The organism is Brevundimonas sp. Root1423 (assembly GCF_001426805.1).
In genome coordinates this window covers 14,833-35,235 of the sequence record NZ_LMFL01000010.1, presented here as the reverse complement: position 1 = coordinate 35,235, position 20,403 = coordinate 14,833, and the positions used below count along the sequence as shown (strand labels likewise).

The window sequence follows — 20,403 nt, the reverse complement described above, 5'->3', positions numbered from 1 at the left end:
GGCCTAGCCCTGGGCGGGACGCAGGCCCGTCGGCGCGGCGACGGCCGGAGCCGCGGCGGCGCGCTGGACCTGCGGACGGCGTTCGCCGCCGGCCGCGCGGATGCGGTCGATGCGGGCCTTTTCAGCCCTGAACGCGGCCAGATCGGCCCCGGCCAGGATGGTGCCCTCGGTGGTGCGCACGCCGGCCGGATTGATCCTCTGGCCGTTGCGCCACAGTTCGTAGTGCAGGTGCGGACCGGTCGAGGCGCCGGTCGAACCGACGAAGGCGACGACCTGTCCCTGGCGGACGCGTTGGCCGGCGCGGACGCCCGAGGCGTAGCGCGACAGGTGGCCGTAGCCGCTTTCCAGACCGTTCGGATGACGGATGCGCAGCCAGTTGCCATAGCCGCCCCAGCGGCGGGCCTCGACCACGACGCCGTCGGCGGGCGCCACCACCGGCGTGCCCATGCCCGCGGCGAAGTCGATGCCCTGGTGCATCTTGCGATAGCCGGCGATCGGGTGGCGGCGGAAGCCGAACGAGGACGAGACGCGGAAGCCCCGCTCCAGCGGCGTGCGCATGAAGGCCGAACGCGTGTTCTTGCCTGTGCCGTCGAAATACTGCGGCTCCTTCGCTCCGGCGGGCTGGAAGCGATAGAAGACCACGCCCTTGAGCTCGGCGTACAACAGGCCGTCGGTGCCGATGGTGCGGCCGTTCTCGGTCACGGTGCGGCCGAACACATAGGTGAATTCGTCGTTCGCATGGATGTCCCGGTCCATGTCGAACTTGTGCGAGAACAGCCGGCCGGCGGCGCGGGCGACGTCGGCGGGGGCCCCTTCGCGGCGCGCCGTGCGCGACAGCGAACCCTCGACCTTGCCGGTCAGGACCACCGTCTCGTGCGTGACCTTTTCCTCAAGGGCGCGCAGGCGCAGGGCGCCGTCGAAGCTGCGCGACACGGTCAACTGGGTCGCGGGCCCCGTGCGCATGGTCAGGCCGATCAGGCGGGCGTCGCCCCGGCCGCCGCGCGGCCTGGAGATGGCGGTTTCGAACCGCTGGCCGACCCGCATCGCGGTGACGTCCATGGCGTTCGACAGGGTGGCGGCGACGGCCGAGGCTTCTTCCGGCGCGATGCCGGTGCGGCGCACGGCCTGCTCGAAGGTCTCGCCGCGGCGAATCTGGACGGGGATGGCTTCCGGCGTGGTCAGGCCGGCCGGAGTGCCGGCGGCGGCGAACGCCTGGTCCGCCAGGGCGGAAATCTGAATTTGGGTGAGAGGCGGAGCCTCTTCCGCCTTCGCGGGTTGGTATACGCGTCCGGCAAGCAGAGCCACCGAGATCGCCGCCACCGCCGTCAGGGCGTGAGGCGCGATGCGCATCGGTTGGCGACGTGGATCGAACTGAGCCATCGGTCCCCGAAAAACGACGACGCCGTCCGGCGCCAAAGCCACTAGAAGCATGGATCGCGCCGAAGAGCCCCCCGTCGCGAGACAGGCCCTATAGCCCGTCCATCCCATCATGGGAAGACGGTTCGTTACAACCCGTTAACCGGGGCAGGCGCCGCTGGTAAAGCTTGCGTGAACCAGGAGAATACCTTGCGAGTTGATCAGTGTATTCGCAACCGTGCGAACAGGAGTCGGCCGCGACGTGTGTGATCCATCTCGCCCCGACTCTGGATGCATTCAAAGTGGCCGATGCGCCACTCAACTGTGCTTAAATGGACACGGCTATAGTGTTCGGCCGGCGGGCTCCTTTGCTCAGCGGGCTTTTCGCGGCCTCATCGCTCCGGCCATGAGCGCGCCATGAGCGTCGACGCGTCCTCCGCTCCCGACCGCCGCCGTCCCCGCGGTCGCCGTCTGCTGATCGTCGTCGGCGCCGTGCTGGGCGTGGTGCTGGTGCTGGTCGCCCTGGCGTGGCTCAACCGCCGCGCCGCCACGCGTCAGGTGCTGGTCGGCTGGCTGGAGCAACAGGGCGTCGACGCCGACATGCAGATCGAGCGGCTCGAGATGGACGGTCTGGTCGCCCGCGTCCGCATCGGCGATCCCGCCCATCCCGACGTCATGATCGAACGGGTCGAGGTCGACTATGGCATCGGCGCGCCCTGGTCGAAGGGCGGCCTCGGCGTCACCCCGACCCGCATCCGCCTGGTCCGCCCCGTGGTGCGCGCCAGCGTGCGCGGCGGCAAGCTGACCTTCGGCTCGCTGGACCCCCTGGTGGAACGCTTCATGGGCCGACCGCCCCGCCCCGACAGCCGCTCTCCCCTGGTCATCGTCGAGGGCGCCCGCGTGCGGCTCGACACCGACTATGGCCCGACCAACATCCTCGGCGACGCACGCATCGACAACGGCAAGCTGATGCGGCTCAACGCCCGGATGCCCGCCACCGCCTTCAAGAGCGGGGAGATCGAGGCGAAGGGCCTGCAGGCCGTCGTCGACCTGACCACCACCGGCGACCGCATCGCCGTCCGCCTCGACGCCGCCGCCGAAAGCGCCGACCTGCCGGGCGTCGCGGGCCAGGCCCCACGGCTCGTCGTCGCCGGAAACCTGCCCTATCCCGACCTCAAGGGCCGCAGGGGCGACGGCCGGGCCGCCCTCAACGCCGCCTTCACAGCGGCCCGCCTTTCGTCCGGCGGAACGGTCGCCCGGACCGCCGACGCGCGCCTGGCCTTCGACGGCCAGACCGCCGGCTGGCTCGAAACCTTCCGCATCGCGGGCGCCGGCGACCTCGACGTGCGCGCCGCCCGTATCGACGGACCGGGAACCGCCGTCTCCGGCGCCCGCCTGCGTCTCGACCGGGCCCGGACGGTCTTCACCCGCGACGCGCGCGGCTTCGGCTGGCGGCTGGAAGGCCCCGCGGCCGTCTCCGCCGCGCGCGCCTCGGGCGCCGGGCTGGACGGAAGCGGCCTGACCCTGACCTCCTCCCGCCTCGTCCTCGGCGGGCGAAACGCGGCGCTGGAGGCCGGCGGGCCGATGACCGTGTCCGCCGCGCGTCTGGTCCGGGACGACCTGGCCCTGAACGGCGTGCGCGGCGGCGGCCGTCTGGACCTCGTCGTCGACGGGGGTCTGCGCGTCTCGGCGACGAGCTCGCTCTCCGCCGCGCGCGGCAGCTGGCCCCTGTTCGGCCCCGTCGGTCGCGACGACCCGCCTGAACTGGCCGGGATGAAACAGGCGTTGTCCGCCTTCGCCGTCGACGTCCCCGCCTTCAGCGTGACCGCCGGGCCTGCGGGAACGCGCGTCGTCCTGACCCGTCCCGCCACCCTGCGCCCGGCCAACGGGGGCGTCCTGACCTTGCGGCCCGCCGCCACGCCGGTCTTCGCCGCCGCGCGCGGCCAGGCCGGGGGCGGCGCGCTCAGCCTGACCGCGACCCGGGGGCGGGGCATGCCCGAGGCCGTCTTCGCCATCCCGGCATGGCGCCTGACACCGACCGGCTTCACGGCCGCCCTGGACGGCCGCGCCGCCCTCGACTTCGGCCTCGCGAGGGGGATCGCCGTCCAGACCCGGGGCCGGCTGACCTCGTCCAACGGCCGCGTGACCTATGTCGCCGCCGGCTGCGCGCCCGTCACGGTCGAAGGGCTGGAGCTGGGCGAGAGCGACGTCACCGACCTGGCTGGCCGGCTCTGCCCGGCGGCCCGCCCGCTGGCCAGTGTCGCCGACGGCGGCTGGCGCTCGGACGGGACGGTGCAGGGGCTCTCGGCCGACGCCCCCTTCCTCGCCCTGCGTTTCAGCGACGTTCAGGGCGGCTTCACCGCCATCGGCGGCCGGGCCGGTATCAATCTCGACGCCCGCGTCGCCGGCGCCACGGTTTCCGACGCCACCAGCCCCCTGCGCTTCAATCCGCTTGGCGCCTCCGGCTCGGCCCGCATGACCGGCGAGGACTGGACCGGCGCCTTCGACCTGACCCGCAACGGCGCGGCCCTCGGCCGCCTGACCCTGGCCCACGACGGCGGCGCCGGCGCGGGCGGCGTCGTCATCGACGCCCCGTCCATCGTCTTCGCCGAGGGCGGCCTGCAGCCCGGCGACCTCAGCCCCCTGGCCGGCGACTTCGTTGGTTCGCCCGCGACCGGCTCGGTCGGCTTCGCCGGCCGCGTCGACTGGCGCGCCGACGCGGAAGGAACCAGCTCGGGCCGCCTGACTATCCCGGGGCTCGACTTTGTCAGCCCCGCCGGTCCGGTGAAGGGGCTTCGCGGAACGGTCGACTTCATCAATCTGGCGCCCCTGACCGCCGCCCCCGGCCAGCGCCTGACCGCGGACAGCCTCGAGTCGGTCACGCCCCTGACCGACATCGAACTGACCTTCGGCCTCGACAAGGCGGCGGTGACCCTCCAGGCCGGCGACCTCGCCGTCGCCGGGGGGCGCGTCAGCATCGAGCCCTTCGCCGTGCCGCTGGACCCGACCCAGCCGATCACCGGCGTCATCGTTCTCGACAAGGTGCAGCTCGGCGAGGTCATCGCCGGTTCCGGCTTCGGCGACAAGGTGAGGCTGGACGCCGTCGTCTCGGGCCGCCTGCCCTTCACTTCGACGCGCGAGGCGGGCGTCCGCATCACCGGCGGAACCCTGGCCGCCGTCCAGCCCGGACGCCTGTCCATCGCCCGCGAGGCTCTCAGCGGCCTGGAAGCCGGCGGCGGCGGCGAGGCCGTGCCTCCCAACACCATTCAGGACCTCGCCTATCAGGCGATGGAGAACCTGTCCTTCGACCTGCTCTCGGCCGAGGTGAACAGCCTCGACGAAGGCCGGATCGGCGTCCTGTTCCGCATCCGCGGCCGCCACGATCCGCCCGTACGACAAGAGCTCCGCATCTCGATCGCCGACTTCATCAGCCGTGAGTTCCTGAACCGCGAACTGCCGCTGCCGTCGGGCACCGGCATCGACCTGACGCTGGACACCACCCTCAATCTCAACCAGCTTGTCGGCGACCTGCTGGAGCTCAACCGCGCCCGCAACGGCCAGGCCTCGCCGGTCCCGCCGCCGCCGCCCACGACGCCGTGATCCTGCCCCCTTCGCCGTTCAGAACCCGTTCACCCGCCCGGGCGTTAGATCGCCGCGGATTGAAGACCGGAGACCACAGACCATGAACCGGACCCGCACACGCCTCGCCATCCTCGGCCTCGTCGCCGCGCTCGGAGCGAGCGCCTGCACGCCCACGGTCCGGCTGCAGGTCGATCCGATCCAGATCTACGCGAAACTCGACGCCGACGTCCGCGTGCGTCTCGACAAGGAGCTTCAGGACCTCCTCGTCGCGAACCCCAACCTGTTCTGACGCGAAAGTTGACCCAGATGTCTTTCCGCAAGTTCTTCGTCGTCGCCGCGGCCGTCGCGGCTCTCGGCGTCGCCGCGGGCGCGGCCTTCGCCCAGACCTCCGCCCAGAAGTCGATGATCGACGCCGCCAAGGCGCAAGGGACCGTGGGCGAACAGGCCGACGGCTATCTCGGCTTCCGCGTTCCGGCGTCCGACCCCGCCCTGACCCAGGCCGTCCAGGTGACCAACAGCGCCCGCCGCGCGGCCTACGCCCGCAGCGCCCAGGCCGCCGGCACCACGCCCGACGTCGCCGGCGCCCGGATGTTCGAAGGCCAGTTGCTGCCGCGCATCAGCTCGGGCCAGTGGTACCGCAACGCCCAGGGCCAGTGGGTCCAGCGCTAAGCGTCGCCGTACGGACCCTTCGGAGTCCGCGGGGGTTCCCTGTGCAGCCGGTTGATCCGGCCTGACGGGAAACACGATGCGAACCGCCTCGGAATGCAGGGCCATGGCCGCCTGGATGGACGGCCTCGCCGCGCGCGATTCCTCGCTCCGGCTACGCGCCGAGTGGGTCGGCATGGCCGCCTATTGGCGGGATCTGGCGCATCAGGCCGACTGGCAGGATCGTTATACGGCGCGACATCCCTAGGTCAGCCTCGCGACCCCCTTTGCCACGCCCCGGCTTTTGCGCGTAAGGCTGTGGCGCAGGCCGCCTCTTTCCGCGCGCTCGCTCTGGACGCCCGCTCCGCATGCCGACGACGATCCCCGGGGTTGAGGATGCCCAGACGCTCGCTCAGGCGATCGTCGACACCATCCATGAGCCGCTGATCGTCCTCGATGGCGGCCTGACGGTGCTCGCCGCCAGCCGCGCCTTCTATGAAATCTTCAAGGTCGATCCCGACCGCACCATGGGACGGCTGCTCTATGACCTCGGCGACGGCCAGTGGAACATCCCGGCCCTGCGGCTGCTGCTCGAGACGATCATCCCCGAAAAGACCGCCATGGACGGGTTCGAGGTCGACCACGACTTCCCCGGCGTCGGCCGCCGCACCATGCTGCTGAACGCGCGCAAGGTGATCTACGAAACCAGCGAGAACAGCACCATCCTGCTGGCCTTCACCGACATCACCGCCCGCCGCGCCGTCGAACGCCAGCTGGCCGACCTGCTGGAACACACCGAGGAGCTGCTGCGCCAGAAGCAGATCCTCCTGCAGGAGATGCAGCACCGCGTCGCCAACAGCCTGCAGATCATCGCCAGCATCCTGCTGATCAAGGCCCGCGCCGTGACCTCCGACGAGACCCGCCTGCACCTCAAGGACGCGCATCAGCGCGTGCTCTCGGTGGCGGAGGTCCAGTCCCATCTCCATGCCTCGGGCGATCTCGATCAGATCGAGGTCGGCCCCTATCTGACCAAGCTGTGCGCCAGCCTCGCGGCCTCCATGGTCGGCGAGACCCAGCCCATCGCCATCCTCGTCGAGGCCGACCATGGCTTCATCGGTTCGGACAAGGCCGTCAGCATGGGGCTGATCGTCACCGAACTGGTCATCAACGCCATCAAATACGCCTTCCCCACCGACCGGGCGGACGCCCTCGTCCTGGTGACCTATGCGAGCGCGGGAGACGGCTGGACCCTGGTCGTCCACGACAACGGCGTCGGGGCCGTGGACGCGGTCCCTTCCGCCCACGGCGGCCTGGGAACGGCCATCGTCGAGGCCCTGGTCAAGCAGCTGGATGCGCGCATGACGACGGCGCCCAGCCCGGGCATGACGGTGTCGGTGCGCCACGGGGGCTGAGCCCCGGCTCGCCTCCGCCGCGCCTCGCGTCTACATCTGTCCACATGGTGCTTCGCGTCCTCCGCAATCTCTTCATCGCCGCCGGGGTCTCGGCCGTGGCCACCGGCCTGATCAGCCTGGTCTGGAAGCTGATCGGGGGCGGCGACCTGCCGCTGCACGGCTGGATCGCCCTGTCGCTCGGCGTGCTGGGCACGGTCGTCCTCGCATGGGTCCTGATGGGGCTGGCCTTCAAATCCAGCCGCGAGGGCTGGGACGACCGGGTCGACAACACCCTGGATCCGGGCCGCCCCGAAACCGACCACGACGCCGACCGCCCTTGAGCCGATGCGCCGCCCGCGCGATAGGTCGCGGATGACCGACGCCCCCGCCCATCCTTCCGACATGACCTACGCCGGCTATCTGGCGCTGGACGATCTGCTGGCCGCCCAGCATCCGATCTCGGACGAACACGACGAGATGCTGTTCGTCGTCATCCACCAGACCAAGGAGCTGTGGCTCAAGCAGATCCTGCACGAGGTCACCCTGGCCCAGACGCTGGTCCGCGCCGGCGATCTGGTTCCCGCCTACAAGATCCTGGCCCGCGTCAGCCGCATCCAGGCCGTCATGACGATGAGCTGGGACATCCTGGCCACCATGACTCCCGCCGACTATCTTCGCTTCCGCGGCGTGCTCGGTTCGTCCTCGGGCTTCCAGAGCGACCAGTTCCGCCGTTTCGAATACATGCTGGGGCTCAAGGACGACCGCTTCCTGCGCTTCCACGAGGAACGCCCCGCCGCCCACGCCGCCCTGCGCGCCGCCCTGGCCGCGCCCAGCCTCTATGACGACGCCCTGCATCAGCTGGCCGCCGCCGGCCTGCCGGTTCCGGCCGAGGCGCTGAACCGCGACGTCAGCCAGCCGTGGGAGCCGTCGGAAGGCGTCGAGGCCGCCTGGCTGGAGGTTTATCGCGACACCGCCCGCTGGTGGCCCTTCTACCAGCTGGCGGAAAAGCTGGTGGACCTGGACGACGCCCTGCTGACCTGGCGGCACAAGCACGTCGTCACCGTCGAGCGCATCATCGGTCGCCGCCGCGGCACCGGCGGCACCGAGGGCGTCGCCTATCTGACCGAGACCCTGCAACGGCGCTGTTTCCCCGAGCTCTGGTCGCTGCGCACGAAATTGTAGAACGGCGAAGCTGAAACCTTTTCAACCCGGTCGGCGCTTTGTGGGCTCCTCCCCACAACAGAAGGCCGATCATCATGAGCAGCCCCAATCACCACGACATCCACGTCCTGAACAGCCTGATCGAGACCACCATCGACAGCGCCGACGGCTATCGCGAAGCCGCGAAGGAAACCGACAAGCCCACCTTCAAGGCCCTGTTCGAAGCCCGCAGCTTCGAGCGCCAGCAGGTCGTCACCGACCTCCAGGGCGCGGTCCGCACCCTCGGCGGCGAGCCCGAGGATGACGGCTCCATCCTGGCCAAGGCCCACCGCGCCTTCCTCGACGTCAAACACGCCCTGCTGCGCGACGAACAGGCGGTGGTGAATTCGGTCGAGAACGGCGAGGACTTCATCAAGGGCAAGTTCGAAACCGCCCTCGAGGATTCCAGCGTCTCGGCCACCACCCGCGAAACCATCCGCCGCGCCTGGGCCACGGTGAAGGACGGCCACGATCAGATGCGCGACCTCAAGCACAGCCTGGAAGGCCAGAAGGACGCCGGCGGACGCCTGTATCCGAACTGACCGTCGTCTCCGGCGACAATGAAAAAGGCCCCGGCGTTTCCGCCGGGGCCTTCGTCATTCTGGCTGCCGTTGAGCGGCTCAGGCTTCGGTGTCGGCGGCCGTTTCGGCCTTGCCGGTTTCCGGCACGACGACGCCCTTGACCGGACGCACGGTCTGCTTCTCGGCGATCCGGGCCGACTTGCCGCGACGATCACGCAGGTAATAGAGCTTGGCGCGCCGCACGACGCCCCGGCGCTTGACCTCGATGGCGTCGATGTTCGGCGACAGGATCGGGAAGACCCGCTCCACGCCTTCGCCGAAGGAGATCTTCCGCACGGTGAAATTCTCGTTCACGCCGCCGCCGGCGCGGGCGATGCAGACGCCCTCGAAGGCCTGGATGCGTTCGCGCTCGCCTTCCTTGATCTTGACCATGACACGCAGGGTGTCGCCGGGCTGGAAGTCCGGGATCTTGCGGGTTTCGATCAGGCGGGCCTTCTCTTCGGCCTCGATGGTCTGAAGGATGTTCATTCTATTCTCCTCGAGCTTTTGCGCTCTTTACCTGTGATTTGGCGGGCTCATGGCCCGCATKGGTCTTGTCCAGATRCGCCGTCCAGAGGTCTGGCCGCCGCTCCCGGGTCGTCTCTCGCCGCTGCTCTTCGCGCCATTGTGCGACCTTCTTGTGGTCGCCCGACAGAAGCACCTCGGGTATCTCCAGCCCCTCGAACGTCCGCGGTCGCGTGTACTGCGGATGCTCCAGAAGGCCGTCCTCGAAACTCTCGCTACTGAGACTGTCCGCCTGGCCGAGGACGCCGGGCAGCAACCTTACGCACGCCTCGATCACCACCATCGCCGCCGCCTCGCCGCCGGCGAGAACCGCGTCTCCGACGGAGACCTCCTCGAACCCGCGCGCGTCCAGCACGCGCTGATCCACCCCCTCNATCACCACCATCGCCGCCGCCTCGCCGCCGGCGAGAACCGCGTCTCCGACGGAGACCTCCTCGAACCCGCGCGCGTCCAGCACGCGCTGATCCACCCCCTCGAAACGGCCGCAGAGGACGACTATGCCGTCCGCCTTCGCCCATTCCTTGACGCGCGCCTGGGTCAGGGGCCGACCCCGGGCGCTCATGTACAAAAGCGGCCGCGCCAAAGACGCGTCAGAGGGTCCGGATACGCTGTCGAGCGCCCTCGCCACCACGTCCGCCTTGAGCACGGCTCCCGGRCCGCCACCCGCGGGGGTGTCGTCCAGGAAGCCGCGCGTATCTGTGGAAAAGGCCCGAATGTCAACCGTTTCAAGGCTCCAGAGCCCGCGCTCRCGCCACGCCGTGCCGATCAGCGAGACGCCGAGCGGGCCCGGAAACGCCTCGGGGAACATGGTCAGGACGGTGGCGGTAAAGGGCATGGCGGCTCTCCTAGCACACCTGCCCGGCGGCCCAACCCGACGACCAGGCCCACTGGAAGTTATAGCCGCCCAGCCAGCCCGTGACGTCGGCGGCCTCGCCGATGACGTACAGGCCCGGGACCGCCTTCGCCGCCATGGTCTGCTGGTCCAGCTGGTCCGTCGCGATCCCGCCCAGGGTCACCTCGGCGGTGCGATAGCCCTCGGACCCCACCGGCTTGACCGTCCAGCCGTTCACCGCCGCGTCCAGCCGGCGCAGGGTCTTGTCCCCGACCTCGGCCAGCTTGCCCTTCACCCCCTCGCGCTCGCAGATGCTCTCGGCCAGCCGTCGCGGCACGATGTGCCCCAGCGCTGTGTGCACCATCTGTTTCCCGTTCTCCTCCTTGGCCGCCTTCAGCCGGGCCCAGACGTCCTCGCCGGGCGCCATGGCCACGGTGATCGCCTCGCCCTCGCGCCAGTAGGAGCTGATCTGCAGGATCGCCGGCCCGCTCAGCCCCCGGTGCGTAAACAACATCGCCTCCGCAAAGCTCGTCCCCCCGCCCTTCACCACCGCATCCACCGCCACCCCGGCCAGCGGCGTCAGCTGTTCCAGCAGCCCCGCCTCGAACGTCAGCGGAACCAGCGCCGGCCGCGTCTCCGTGACCCTCAGCCCGAACCCCCGCGCGGCGTCATAGGCCCAGCCCGTCGCCCCCATCTTGGGGATCGACTTGCCCCCGGTCGCCAGCACCAGCGACCGCGCCCGCACCACCGACCCGTCCGACAGCGCCGCCTCATACCCGTCGCCGCCGCGCTCGACACGCTCCACCGAGGTCCCCAGCGACAGCACCACGCCCGCCGCCCGCATGTCGTCGGTCAGCATGCGGATGATCTGTTTCGCCGAGTCGTCGCAGAACAGCTGGCCCAGGGTCTTCTCGTGCCAGGCGATCCCCGCCTGATCGACCCTTTTCACAAAATCATGCTGGGTGAACCGCTTCAGCGCCGAGGTCGCGAACCGCGGGTTCTCGCCGAGGAAGTTGCCGGGCCCGGTCCCCAGGTTGGTGAAGTTGCACCGCCCCCCGCCCGAGATGCGGATCTTCTCGCCCGGCGCCCGCGCATGGTCGAGGATGCGCACGCTGCGCCCGCGCCGCCCCGCCTCTATGGCGCACATCATCCCGGCCGCGCCGGCGCCGACGATCAGGACATCCACAGTCTGCATCGCCGGCCTCTACCACACCCCCCGCCCGGGCGGCGAGCGGCCCCGCGCGCGGTCGGTGGCGTCGATCCGCTGCTTCACCACGAACATCTCCTCCACCATCTTCCACCGCCGGAACAGGGTGTCGACGTCGTCATGGCGCCCGTCGTCGATGGCCCGCCCGATCGTCTCCGCCAGCGACAGGAAGGTCCTGACCGGCTTGTCCAGGTCCACATCGAACATCATCTCCGGTCGCGGCGCCGCCCTGGCAAGATGCGGCGGCGGCAGGCCCCGCGCCTTGGCCTGCTGCCAGATGGTGTTCGGCTTCACCCCGAACACCTCGGCCAGCAGGGGGGCCTTCACACCGCCCGCCCTCAGCGCCATGACCCTCAGCCAGTCCCGCTCGTCCAGACTGCCTTTCGGATGCCGGAACTCGCCCGTCCGCTCTTCATAGGCCGGCACGCGCCGCCGTCGCGGATCGTCCTCGGGCAGATCCTTGATCCGCATCTTCAGCCGCCGGGCGTTGTACCGCCAGGTGTCCATCGCCACCCCGGCCCCGGCCCTCAGCGACCGCGACGTCTCCCCCGCATGCCAGCGCCGGAACAGCGCCCGCCACGTCTTGTCGTCATACCGGGCGTTGAAATGCTTCTCTTCCATCTGGCGGAGTATGACCCCGCCCCTTCCTGCGGCGCGCAAACGCCCCGACGCGCCGCGCAAACCCCAACGCCGACAGGAATCCCGGCGCCAGCAAAAAAGTTCTGGCGCGCACGTTCCTGTCTCCTCCCTGTTCGCGCAGCGAATGGGGAGGGGGACCCCGAAGGGGTGGAGGGGTAGCAACCGCACGGACCCTCTCCCTCCCCCTCGGGGGAGGGTCGTCGGCGCCCCGCGCCGACGGGGCGGGGACGGCCGCGCACCCTCCACACAAAAAAGAACAAACCAGCAACATTCCCGTTGCGAGTCTCCTTCCGGAATGCTTTCCATCTCCCCGGGTCGGTCTTCACATCCAGCCAGTCAGAGAGAGCCAGCCATGACGCCCGAAGACCCGACCACCCGCCTCCTCGCCGTCCTCCAGGGCCTCGACCTGACCAGCGCCGACGGCCGCGCCGGCATCGGCAGCCTGCTCTCCGAGATCGAGCGCCTCGCCCCCGGCGCAGTCCTCCAACAGGCGGCCCGGATCGAGCTGCGGGCGCTGGGGTGACGGGGTCGCGCGGAGGCGAGGCGCCACACGCCGGGCGTTAGCTGGCTCCATCCCGCGCTCAGGCAGCGAGGCCCCGCGGGCCAAGCGATAGCGCCCAACAAAGATGACCCGGCGTAATCCGGACCGCTACACGGCCCAGGACTGGAAGTTCGCCGGCCCCACGGTCGGCGCGATCATCGCCAACCGCTGGCTGGTCTATACCGAGTGCGACCTGTGCGAGCTGCGCATCCGCGCCGACCTGAAACGCATCGCCCGCGAGCGCGGCTCCAGCTTCGTCCTGTGGGGCCGCGCCACGACCTGCCGCAGGATGGGCTGCCCGGGGCGGGTCACCTTCTGGGTGCGGCCGCATGGGGCGAGCGGGGATGTGGCGATGACGTGAGGGGAATGTGGCGAGCGACGGAAGGTAGCAAGTAGGTTTCACGCAACCGTCCGATGTGCTATCTGAGACGACTGCTCGGGGGAGCTATATGACCGCCAGTAATGACGTCAAAACGCAGGACCGAGGCTCGTTGGTTCTCGGGACGATTCTGTCCGTTCCGCTCTTCTTGGTCAGCTTCCTTGTCGTCGCCGTCGTCTACTACGTCGTTCACACGTTTATGGCGGGCTCCGTCACGGATGGTGTGCCTCGCTTTGTCGAGTTGACCGCCACCGTAATCTCATCCGTCTTAGGGGTGTGGGCGGGCCGATGGGTCTGCGACAAAGCCTTCAAGGCGTGGTCGGGCTGGCCGGTGTTCGTTTTGTTAGTCGTGCTTGGGCTACTGAATACCGTGGCGATTTTCCAAGGCTATCATGATGGGGTGTGGCAGGCGGTGCTCGCCACCGTGCAACTGGTCGTGGCGTGCGTTGCTGCGTGGTTCATGGCAGTCAAGAAGGTCGATATTCACTAGCGGGGCGGGCATCCCGATAGCTTTGGCGGGTTCGTCATGACCGAACAGACCTGCAAGGATTGCGGTGAGCGCCTACCGCTTACTCGCGAGTTTTTTGGCCAGTATAAAAACGTGCGCAACGGCGGCGTGACGATCGGATTTCGATCAAGTTGCCGGAAGTGCATGGCCGCCCGATCCGCTCGCCATTCCATGGCAAATCCAGAGCAGAAGGCGGAGCGCGGGCGTCGTCGCGCCGAACGAGCAGGACCCGCCCGTCCGCAGGAAATGGCGGCGCACGCTGTTCGCCTTCGCGGGCCTCTTGGCGATGCCTGCCGCTACTGTGGAGCACCCCTCGGAAAGGGCGGTGAGGTGGACCATCTCACTCCGGTGGCCCGGGGAGGAACAAGTGGGATCAGCAACCTCACGCTCGCCTGCACGCCCTGCAATCGCGCCAAGCTAGCGAAAACTCTCGATGAGTTCCTTGAATGGAGAGCCGAGCGTGGCCTCGCCGTAAGGGAAGTCGACGTTCCAGGTGAGCTTCCCGACACGCCCACGTCCGATCGTCAGCGTCGGTCTTATGACTGACAATGACACTTCCCGGTTGCGGTTAGACCGTCTTTGTCCCGTCCGAAAGAAGCTTCAGGCTAAGGCGTTGGCCTTGGTATTCGTGGATCGCTTCTCGCGCTTCAAGTAGCGCGGCCTTAAGCTTGATATTCGCAACGTCGTCGCCCTCTTCTTCTTCCTCTTCCTCTTCGTTTTCTTCAGGGGCGACAAAGTCGACACTTCCACCCTTCTCGCTGAAGGTCAGTAGTTTTTCTATAGATTTGACGAGGGCGGTATTAATTTCCCCGTCCTTACCCTTCAGTTGCTCAGCAAGCACACCTTCAATAGTGGTTACCGCAGAGTCGCGTTTGGATTTTTCTATGTCTCTGAATTCTTTTTCCATCGTCTTCGTCAGAATACCTTTTTGACGAAGGTCTTCCATGGCGGAGCGCACACCAAGTACGTCCATGGCCACGCTAGTGATGTTCTTTGAAATTCTCGCCAGAAGGGTCGTGAAAACAACAGTGCCAGCCAGAATTAGTATGATGGAGCCTGTTGCGGTGCCGACAACTTTGACATCTTCGGGCTTTTCATCGCATGCCATGGCTAGGCCGCGAATGATTTCGTACCATTCCTTCCCGGCATCTTTCCAGTCGGTGACGTTGTCGATGGACACGTCATTCTGAAAACCGATCCGGATGATTATGCGATCTTCGTCGTCTTCGATGTCGCGAACTTCGAACCCAAGGTTCTTCACTGCTTCTGCATAGGCAGTGAAAGACGCACGAGCCTTGCTAAGAGTTTGCATTGCTTCGGTGATCTTTTGAGCCGCGGTCGCTGGATCGAAGTTTGAAGTGCGAACTACATCGTTCACGAATTCCGCGCCGGCGGGGCCCATGTAGGCGTCAGCGCCCAGCGCCGTCAGCATTTTCAGTTGCTGAATAGACAGCTCATCAAACCGCTGATCGTTGAGGAAATTGATCAGCGCTTGAAGATGTTCTTCCAAGGGCCGTTTGTCGGCTTGGCTCGCGTTATGATTTAGGGGCTCAAGAAGCGCGGCGTAAAGCTTGTTCGTGTCGCGAAATTGGCCGTTGAACCAAATTGCTAGCCTATGAAGTTCGTCGATATTCATGCAAATGGCCGCCCGCGTTACCGCCCCATAAGCGGGTGATGCAACTTATCAGCTAGTCGAACTATGGCAACGGCTCAGCTTCGTCTGCCGCTGCGAGGATGGCGCTCCGATCAGAGATGGACCGCCCCGAGGCTGCCCCCTCAGTGCGCCTCGTCCCAGTTCCCCGCTGCCCGCGCCTCCACCACCAGCGGCACCGTCAGCGCCACGGCCGGTTCCGCCGCCCCCTGCATGGTCCGCTTGATCACCACGATCGCCCGCTCCGCCTCGGCTTCCGGGGCCTCGAAGACCAGTTCGTCGTGGACCTGCAGCAGCATGCGCGTCGATAGCCCGGCCTCGGCCAGCGCCCCGGGCATGCGGATCATGGCGCGGCGGATGATGTCGGCGGCGGCGCCCTGGATGGGGGCGTTGATGGCGGCGCGCTCGCCGAACTGTCGCTCGGCCCCCGACTTTGAGTGGATGGCGGGAATGTGGATGCGGCGGCCGAAGACGGTCKMGACCMKGCCCGTCTCGCGCACCTKSGCCYTSRTCGCGTCCATRTAGKCGCGGATGCCGGGGAAGCGCTCGAAATAGGTCTTGATGTAGGCCCCGGCCTCGCCCTGGTCGATGTTCAGCTGGTTGGCCAGGCCGAAGGCCGAGATGCCGTAGACGATGCCGAAATTGATCGCCTTGGCGCGGCGGCGSGTCTCGGGGTCCATCTGGTCGACGGGGACGCCGAACATCTCGCTGGCCGTGGCGGTGTGGATGTCGATGCCGGCGGCGAAGGCGNTCGATCTGGCTGTAGTCGGCGCTGATCAGGACATGGCCGGGGGCGGCGATGAAGGCCTGGCGGATCTGGCGGCCGGTCTCGGTGCGGATCGGGATGTTCTGSAGRTTGGGRTCGCTGCTGGCCAGGCGGCCGGTGGTGGCGGCGGCCAGCTGGTAGCTGGTGTGGACGCGGTCGGTGGYCTTGTCGGCGGCCTCGATCAGGGCGTCGGTATAGGTGCCCTTGAGCTTGGACAGCTGGCGCCAGTCCAGCAGGACGCGCGGCAGGTCGTGGGTCAGGGCCAGTTCTTCCAGCACGCTGGCGTCGGTGCCCCACTGGCCGCTGGCGGTCTTCTTGCCGCCGGTCAGGTTCATCTCGCCGAACAGGATGTCGCCGATCTGTCTGGGCGAGCCGATGTTGAAGGGACGGCCGGCGATCTGGTGGGCCTGGGCCTCCAGCTCGGCCATGCGCATGCCGAACTCGGACGACAGGCGTTTGAGCCGGTCGGGATCGACGCGGACGCCGGCCCGCTCCATGTCGGCGAGAACGGCGGGCATGCCGCGCTCCAGCGTCTCATAGACGGTGGTCAGGTGTTCCTCGGCCAGCCGCGGCTTGAGCCGGCGCCACAGGCGCAGGGTCACGTCGGCGTCCTCGGCGGCGTAGCAGGTGGCCGGTTTCAGCTCGACATGTTTGAACGACTTCTGTGACTTGCCCGTCCCCGCCACCTGTTTGAACGGGATCGGGTCGTGGCCGAGATGCAGCCGCGCCAGCTCGTCCATGCCGTGCCCGTGCAGCCCGCCCTCGAGGACGTATGAGATCAGCATGGTGTCGTCGATCGGCGCGACGCGGACGCCCCGCTGGGCCATGACGGCCATGTCGTACTTGCCGTTCTGCATCACCTTGAGCACGGCGGGGTTCTCCAGCAGGCCCTTCAGCCTTTGCAGCGCCTCGGCCTTGTCGACCTGGGTGATGGCCTCGCGCGTCTCCGTCTGCTCGCCGAAATCCAGCCCCCCCGCGTTCGCCGCCGGCTCATGCGCATGCGTCAGCGGCACATAGCAGGCGTCGTTCGGCCCGATCGCCAGCGACACCCCGCACAGCCCCGCATGCGTCGCCGACAGCGCGTCCGTCTCGGTGTCGAACCCGACCACCCCCGCCTCCGTCGCCCGGGCGATCCAGGCGTCCAGCTCCTCCAGGGTCTGGATGCAGCGATAGGCCTCGACGTCGAAGGCCTGGGCCTCGGCCGGGCCGGTCGCGACCTGGCCGTAGCGGGGCGCAGCCACCGGGGCGGAAGGGATTTTCGGCCGGGCGACGAAGGCCGTGCCGTTGGTCGCCGGGGCCTTGCCGTCGCCGACCCGGCTGCGCAGGGAGCGGAACTCCATCCGGTCGAGGAAGGCCGCGAGCGCTTCGGGGTCGGGGTCGCGGACGATGAAGTCGTCGATCGGTTCGGGGGCGGGGGCGCTGCAGTCGAGGCGGCAGAGCTCGCGCGAGAGGCGGATCTGGTCGGCGAATTCGATCAGGGTCTCGCGCCGCTTGGGCTGTTTGATCTCGCCGGCGCGGGCCAGCAGCGTGTCGAGGTCGCCGTATTCGAGGATCAGCTGGGCCGCCGTCTTGGGGCCGATGCCGGGGGCGCCGGGGACGTTGTCGACGCTGTCGCCGATCAGGGCCTGGACCTCGACCACCTTGTCGGGGGTGACGCCGAATTTCTCGAACACGGCCTCCTCGGCGAGGCGGCGCTCCTTCATCGGGTCCCACATGACCACCGAGGGGCCGATCAGCTGCATCAGGTCCTTGTCGGAGGAGACGATCACCGCCTCGCCGCCGGCGTCGCGGGCCTTGCAGGCATAGGTGGCGATCAGGTCGTCGGCCTCGTAGCCGGGCAGTTCGACGCAGGGGACGCCGAAGGCCGCCGTGGCCTCGCGGACCAGCGGGAACTGGGGAATCAGGTCCTCGGGCGGGGCCGAGCGGTTGGCCTTGTACTGGTCGTACATGGCGTTGCGGAAGGTCTTCTCCGAATGGTCGAAGACGGCGACCAGATGGGTCGGGCCGTCGTCGCCCTTCATGTCGCGGATCAGCTTCCACAGCATGTTGCAGTAGCCCTGAACGGCGCCGACGGGCAGGCCGTCGGACTTGCGCGTCAGGGGCGGCAGGGCGTGGTAGGCGCGGAAGATGTAGGCCGAGGCGTCGATCATCCACAGCCGCACGGCGGGGCCGTCCTGGGTGAGGGGGCGGTCGGCGGAGTCGGCGGCGGTGTCGGTCATCGGCGGAACATAGGCGGGCGCGGCCCCGCCGTCACCGGCTGAGCGTCAGGAGACCCAGGTCCTGCGGCATTCGCCGACGGTCCAGCCGTTGAAGCCGGAATGAACCCGGCATTCGTAGCCCATGCCGGCGAGGGGGCCGTGCATGATGCCGGTCGCCACCAGGGCGCCGCGTCCGTCGTAGACCGGCCGGGCGAAGCTGACCCAGCGCACCCGCCGGCGTGGATCGCCGGTCGCGTTGGGATCCCAGGCTTCGAAGGCCAGACCGTAGCGGCTCCAGTCGCAGCGCGGCGCGTAATCGCCCTCGAAGCGGAGCGGCGGCGGCCGGTTGTCGGTGGTGTTGAAGCGATAGTGATCCTTCGCCACGGCGGCGATCACGGCGCAGTCCTCGCCGATAACGACCTCAGGCGGTCCCTGGGGCGGCGGCGCGGCGGGGGTGGCGCAGGCCGCCAGCAGGGCGGCGGCGGTCAGGGCGAGGGCAGGGCGCATGACGGCTCCTGTTACGAGCGCAGGCCGGTGATCGTGCGGTTGGGCGCGATATCCTCGGCCGAGGTGATCAGGTGAACGAGGGCGGGGCGGCCGGCGTTCCGCGCCGCGGCCAGGGCGGCGGGGAAGTCTTCGGTCCGCTCGCAGCGGACGCCGAAGGCGCCGAAGGCCTCGGCGTATTTGACGAAATCGGGGTTCCTCAGATCGGTGGCAATGACCCGGTCGGGGCCCGGATAGTGGCCTTCCTGGTGCATGCGGATAGTGCCGTAGGTGCCGTTGTCGACGACCACGACCACGACGTTGATGCCGTACTGGACCGCCGTGGCGATCTCCTGGCCGGTCATCAGGTAGTCGCCGTCGCCGGCGATGCAGACGACGTCGCGGTCGGGATGCACGCTCTTGGCCGCGATGGCGGCGGGATAGCCGTAGCCCATGGCGCCGGATGTCGGGGCCAGCTGGGTGCGGCAGGCGCGGTGGCGATAGAAGCGGTGCAGCCAGGCGGCGAAATTGCCCGCGCCGTTGGTGACGATGGCGGTCGGCGGCAGGCTCTCGCCGAGATGGGCCATGCATTCGCTCATGTTCACCGCCCCGGTCACGGGCACGGGCGTCGAGAAGGCCTGATAGTCGGCGTGCGCGGCGGCGGCCTCGTCATGCCAGGTCCGGCCCGGATCGATGGCCGAGAGCGCTAGGGCGGCCAGGGAATTGTCGGCGGTGGCGCTCATCAGCGGGGTCCAGACCCGGCCCAGCTCCTCCGCGCCGGGATGGATGTGAACCAGGGTCTCGGCCGTCCGGGCGCGGTCGAACAGGGTGTAGCCCTGCGTCGGATTCTCGCCCAGCCGGGCGCCGATGGCGACGACGAGGTCGGCGGCCTTCGCCCGGGCCGTCAGCTTCGGATTGCAGCCGAGGCCCAGGTCGCCGGCGTAGTTGGGCCGGTCGTTGGACAGGATGTCCTTGCGCCGGAAGGACAGGCTGACGGGGAGGCCCAGCCGTTCGGCCCAGTCGCCGATGGCGGCGGCGGCTTCCTCGCTCCAGCCCGAGCCGCCCAGCACCAGCAGCGGGCGTTCCGCCTTGGCCAGACGGGCGCGGACCTGTTCGACGAAGGCCGGATCCAGCGCCGCCTGCGCGGGCGTGACCGGCCGGATCGGCGCCGGCCCCCCGTCGGCGTGCAGGATGTCTTCGGGCAGGGCGATGACCACCGGCCCCATCCGCCCCTGAAGCGCGGTGGCGAAAGCGCGCTCGACCACCTCGACGGTGCGTTCCGGGCTCTCGATCTCGGTCGCCCATTTGGCCAGGCCGCCGAACACCTCGCGGTAGTCGACCTCCTGGAAGGCGCCGCGGCCCCGGTCGGTGAGGGCGATCTGGCCGACGAACAGGAGCATCGGCGTGGAGTCCTGGTGCGCCGTGTGCACCCCGATCGAGGCGTGGGTGGCGCCGGGCCCCCGCGTGACCATGCAGACGCCGGGCCTGCCGGTCAGTTTGCCCCAGGCCTCGGCCATGTTGGCGGCCCCCGCCTCATGCCGGCAGGCGATCACCTGGATCCTGTCCCGCACGTCCGCCAGCGCGTCCAGCACGGCCAGATAGCTCTCGCCCGGGACGCAGAAGACGCGGTCGATCCCGTTCATGACGAGGGTTTCGACAAGGCGGCGGGCGGCGGTGTTCGCGGGCTGGGTCATAGGGGGCGGGTTAGCAGATCGACCCCCGGCTTGGCCATGCAACCCCGCCGCCACGCTTGCGTTTAACGGTGAAGGTTCAACTCCCCCAAAGGAAACTCCCATGAAGAAGATCATCGCCCTGACCCTCGTCGCCGCCGCCCTGGCTGTCTCGGCCTGCAACACCGTCGCCGGCGCCGGACGCGACGTCTCGGCCGTCGGCAACGCCGTCGCCACGACGGCTGAAGACGCCAAGAACTAGGTTGTCAT

21 protein-coding genes and 3 pseudogenes are annotated in these 20,403 nt (G+C 68.7%); 13 read left to right on the top strand and 11 right to left on the bottom strand.

Translation table 11 applies throughout. The features are described 5' to 3' along the window. Window positions 1-3: 3 nt before the first annotated feature. Window positions 4-1,350 (bottom strand): M23 family metallopeptidase, encoded by a 1,347-nt coding sequence (locus ASD25_RS06515; RefSeq protein WP_235562637.1) that lies wholly within the window; start codon window positions 1,348-1,350, stop codon window positions 4-6. A gap of 423 nt (window positions 1,351-1,773) precedes the next feature. Here ASD25_RS06515 and ASD25_RS06510 point away from each other — a divergent pair, with 423 nt between their 5' ends. The 8 genes from ASD25_RS06510 (at window position 1,774) to ASD25_RS06480 (ending at window position 8,716) form a co-directional block, all read left to right on the top strand. Continuing rightward, window positions 1,774-4,956 (top strand): YdbH domain-containing protein, encoded by a 3,183-nt coding sequence (locus ASD25_RS06510; protein ID WP_055827048.1) that lies wholly within the window; start codon window positions 1,774-1,776, stop codon window positions 4,954-4,956. 82 nt (window positions 4,957-5,038) lie between these two features. Then, the gene (locus tag ASD25_RS06505) at window positions 5,039-5,227 is read left to right on the top strand and encodes a YnbE family lipoprotein (protein WP_055827051.1); all 189 of its coding nucleotides are present in this window, start codon (window positions 5,039-5,041) and stop codon (window positions 5,225-5,227) included. 17 nt (window positions 5,228-5,244) lie between these two features. After that, window positions 5,245-5,607, top strand: a complete 363-nt coding sequence (locus ASD25_RS06500) for a DUF1318 domain-containing protein (protein WP_055827053.1) — start codon at window positions 5,245-5,247, stop codon at window positions 5,605-5,607. A gap of 76 nt (window positions 5,608-5,683) precedes the next feature. Beyond that, window positions 5,684-5,851, top strand: coding sequence for a hypothetical protein (locus ASD25_RS30210; RefSeq protein WP_156376875.1), 168 nt, complete (start codon window positions 5,684-5,686; stop codon window positions 5,849-5,851). Window positions 5,852-5,951: 100 nt separating this feature from the next. After that, complete coding sequence (locus ASD25_RS06495) at window positions 5,952-6,995, top strand: sensor histidine kinase (protein WP_055827056.1); 1,044 nt, start codon at window positions 5,952-5,954, stop codon at window positions 6,993-6,995. Window positions 6,996-7,039: 44 nt separating this feature from the next. Next, on the top strand, window positions 7,040-7,315 hold the full coding sequence (locus tag ASD25_RS06490) for a hypothetical protein (protein WP_055827060.1): 276 nt from the start codon (window positions 7,040-7,042) through the stop codon (window positions 7,313-7,315). Between the two features lie 31 nt (window positions 7,316-7,346). Beyond that, on the top strand, window positions 7,347-8,156 hold the full coding sequence (locus ASD25_RS06485; RefSeq protein WP_055827063.1) for a tryptophan 2,3-dioxygenase: 810 nt from the start codon (window positions 7,347-7,349) through the stop codon (window positions 8,154-8,156). Window positions 8,157-8,230: 74 nt separating this feature from the next. Further along, window positions 8,231-8,716 (top strand): PA2169 family four-helix-bundle protein, encoded by a 486-nt coding sequence (locus tag ASD25_RS06480; RefSeq protein ID WP_055827065.1) that lies wholly within the window; start codon window positions 8,231-8,233, stop codon window positions 8,714-8,716. A gap of 78 nt (window positions 8,717-8,794) precedes the next feature. Here the strand turns inward: ASD25_RS06480 and rplS are convergent, their stop codons facing one another. From rplS to ASD25_RS06460, 5 genes and pseudogenes are all read right to left on the bottom strand, one after another. Next, on the bottom strand, window positions 8,795-9,223 hold the full coding sequence (rplS, locus tag ASD25_RS06475) for a 50S ribosomal protein L19 (RefSeq protein ID WP_055827069.1): 429 nt from the start codon (window positions 9,221-9,223) through the stop codon (window positions 8,795-8,797). A 1-nt stretch (window position 9,224) separates the two neighbouring features. Then, a pseudogene (locus ASD25_RS31715) lies at window positions 9,225-9,632 on the bottom strand (tRNA (guanosine(37)-N1)-methyltransferase TrmD); the annotation flags it as partial. A 1-nt stretch (window position 9,633) separates the two neighbouring features. Continuing rightward, window positions 9,634-10,094, bottom strand: a pseudogene (locus ASD25_RS31710) (tRNA (guanosine(37)-N1)-methyltransferase TrmD); the annotation flags it as partial. A gap of 10 nt (window positions 10,095-10,104) precedes the next feature. Then, the gene (locus ASD25_RS06465) at window positions 10,105-11,286 is read right to left on the bottom strand and encodes an NAD(P)/FAD-dependent oxidoreductase (protein ID WP_055827074.1); all 1,182 of its coding nucleotides are present in this window, start codon (window positions 11,284-11,286) and stop codon (window positions 10,105-10,107) included. Window positions 11,287-11,295: 9 nt separating this feature from the next. Beyond that, window positions 11,296-11,919, bottom strand: a complete 624-nt coding sequence (locus tag ASD25_RS06460) for a hypothetical protein (protein ID WP_055827077.1) — start codon at window positions 11,917-11,919, stop codon at window positions 11,296-11,298. A gap of 370 nt (window positions 11,920-12,289) precedes the next feature. Between ASD25_RS06460 and ASD25_RS30205 the strand changes: the two genes are divergently transcribed. The 4 genes from ASD25_RS30205 (at window position 12,290) to ASD25_RS33095 (ending at window position 13,911) form a co-directional block, all read left to right on the top strand. Further along, entirely contained in the window at window positions 12,290-12,460 is a 171-nt protein-coding gene (locus tag ASD25_RS30205) for a hypothetical protein (RefSeq protein WP_156376876.1), read from the top strand. A 103-nt stretch (window positions 12,461-12,563) separates the two neighbouring features. Next, window positions 12,564-12,839 (top strand): hypothetical protein, encoded by a 276-nt coding sequence (locus ASD25_RS06455; protein WP_055827078.1) that lies wholly within the window; start codon window positions 12,564-12,566, stop codon window positions 12,837-12,839. An 88-nt stretch (window positions 12,840-12,927) separates the two neighbouring features. Beyond that, entirely contained in the window at window positions 12,928-13,347 is a 420-nt protein-coding gene (locus ASD25_RS06450; protein WP_055827079.1) for a hypothetical protein, read from the top strand. Between the two features lie 36 nt (window positions 13,348-13,383). Beyond that, complete coding sequence (locus tag ASD25_RS33095) at window positions 13,384-13,911, top strand: HNH endonuclease (protein WP_082559994.1); 528 nt, start codon at window positions 13,384-13,386, stop codon at window positions 13,909-13,911. Between the two features lie 22 nt (window positions 13,912-13,933). On the opposite strand, the gene ASD25_RS06445 is transcribed toward ASD25_RS33095, so the two are convergent. The 5 genes and pseudogenes from ASD25_RS06445 to ASD25_RS06430 all read right to left on the bottom strand — a co-directional run bounded on the left by ASD25_RS06445 (window position 13,934) and on the right by ASD25_RS06430 (window position 20,157). Continuing rightward, a complete protein-coding gene (locus ASD25_RS06445; RefSeq protein ID WP_156376877.1) occupies window positions 13,934-15,001 on the bottom strand; it encodes a hypothetical protein in 1,068 nt (355 codons plus the stop codon). 140 nt (window positions 15,002-15,141) lie between these two features. Then, window positions 15,142-15,766: pseudogene (locus tag ASD25_RS31705) on the bottom strand (DNA polymerase); the annotation flags it as partial. A 1-nt stretch (window position 15,767) separates the two neighbouring features. Then, the coding region (polA, locus tag ASD25_RS06440; RefSeq protein WP_369816554.1) for a DNA polymerase I at window positions 15,768-17,932 on the bottom strand (2,165 nt) is incomplete at its 3' end. A gap of 114 nt (window positions 17,933-18,046) precedes the next feature. Continuing rightward, window positions 18,047-18,487, bottom strand: coding sequence for a hypothetical protein (locus ASD25_RS06435; RefSeq protein ID WP_055827086.1), 441 nt, complete (start codon window positions 18,485-18,487; stop codon window positions 18,047-18,049). Between the two features lie 11 nt (window positions 18,488-18,498). Then, entirely contained in the window at window positions 18,499-20,157 is a 1,659-nt protein-coding gene (locus tag ASD25_RS06430) for a thiamine pyrophosphate-binding protein (RefSeq protein WP_055827089.1), read from the bottom strand. Between the two features lie 100 nt (window positions 20,158-20,257). On the opposite strand from ASD25_RS06430, the gene ASD25_RS06425 reads away from it, so the two are divergent. Continuing rightward, window positions 20,258-20,395, top strand: coding sequence for an entericidin A/B family lipoprotein (locus ASD25_RS06425; RefSeq protein WP_055827092.1), 138 nt, complete (start codon window positions 20,258-20,260; stop codon window positions 20,393-20,395). Window positions 20,396-20,403: the final 8 nt, after the last annotated feature.

Coding starts and splice junctions, on each gene's coding strand:
- ASD25_RS30205 (WP_156376876.1), top strand. CDS start 12,290: ATGACGCCCGAAGACCCGACCACCCGCCTCCTCGCCGTCCTCCAGGGC.
- ASD25_RS06480 (WP_055827065.1), top strand. CDS start 8,231: ATGAGCAGCCCCAATCACCACGACATCCACGTCCTGAACAGCCTGATC.
- ASD25_RS06495 (WP_055827056.1), top strand. CDS start 5,952: ATGCCGACGACGATCCCCGGGGTTGAGGATGCCCAGACGCTCGCTCAG.
- ASD25_RS06445 (WP_156376877.1), bottom strand. CDS start 15,001: ATGAATATCGACGAACTTCATAGGCTAGCAATTTGGTTCAACGGCCAA.
- ASD25_RS06465 (WP_055827074.1), bottom strand. CDS start 11,286: ATGCAGACTGTGGATGTCCTGATCGTCGGCGCCGGCGCGGCCGGGATG.
- ASD25_RS06505 (WP_055827051.1), top strand. CDS start 5,039: ATGAACCGGACCCGCACACGCCTCGCCATCCTCGGCCTCGTCGCCGCG.
- ASD25_RS06450 (WP_055827079.1), top strand. CDS start 12,928: ATGACCGCCAGTAATGACGTCAAAACGCAGGACCGAGGCTCGTTGGTT.
- ASD25_RS06425 (WP_055827092.1), top strand. CDS start 20,258: ATGAAGAAGATCATCGCCCTGACCCTCGTCGCCGCCGCCCTGGCTGTC.
- ASD25_RS06490 (WP_055827060.1), top strand. CDS start 7,040: ATGGTGCTTCGCGTCCTCCGCAATCTCTTCATCGCCGCCGGGGTCTCG.
- ASD25_RS06430 (WP_055827089.1), bottom strand. CDS start 20,157: ATGACCCAGCCCGCGAACACCGCCGCCCGCCGCCTTGTCGAAACCCTC.
- ASD25_RS33095 (WP_082559994.1), top strand. CDS start 13,384: ATGACCGAACAGACCTGCAAGGATTGCGGTGAGCGCCTACCGCTTACT.
- ASD25_RS06515 (WP_235562637.1), bottom strand. CDS start 1,350: ATGCGCATCGCGCCTCACGCCCTGACGGCGGTGGCGGCGATCTCGGTG.
- ASD25_RS06485 (WP_055827063.1), top strand. CDS start 7,347: ATGACCGACGCCCCCGCCCATCCTTCCGACATGACCTACGCCGGCTAT.
- ASD25_RS30210 (WP_156376875.1), top strand. CDS start 5,684: ATGCGAACCGCCTCGGAATGCAGGGCCATGGCCGCCTGGATGGACGGC.
- ASD25_RS06500 (WP_055827053.1), top strand. CDS start 5,245: ATGTCTTTCCGCAAGTTCTTCGTCGTCGCCGCGGCCGTCGCGGCTCTC.
- ASD25_RS06435 (WP_055827086.1), bottom strand. CDS start 18,487: ATGCGCCCTGCCCTCGCCCTGACCGCCGCCGCCCTGCTGGCGGCCTGC.
- ASD25_RS06510 (WP_055827048.1), top strand. CDS start 1,774: ATGAGCGTCGACGCGTCCTCCGCTCCCGACCGCCGCCGTCCCCGCGGT.
- rplS (WP_055827069.1), bottom strand. CDS start 9,223: ATGAACATCCTTCAGACCATCGAGGCCGAAGAGAAGGCCCGCCTGATC.
- ASD25_RS06455 (WP_055827078.1), top strand. CDS start 12,564: ATGACCCGGCGTAATCCGGACCGCTACACGGCCCAGGACTGGAAGTTC.
- ASD25_RS06460 (WP_055827077.1), bottom strand. CDS start 11,919: ATGGAAGAGAAGCATTTCAACGCCCGGTATGACGACAAGACGTGGCGG.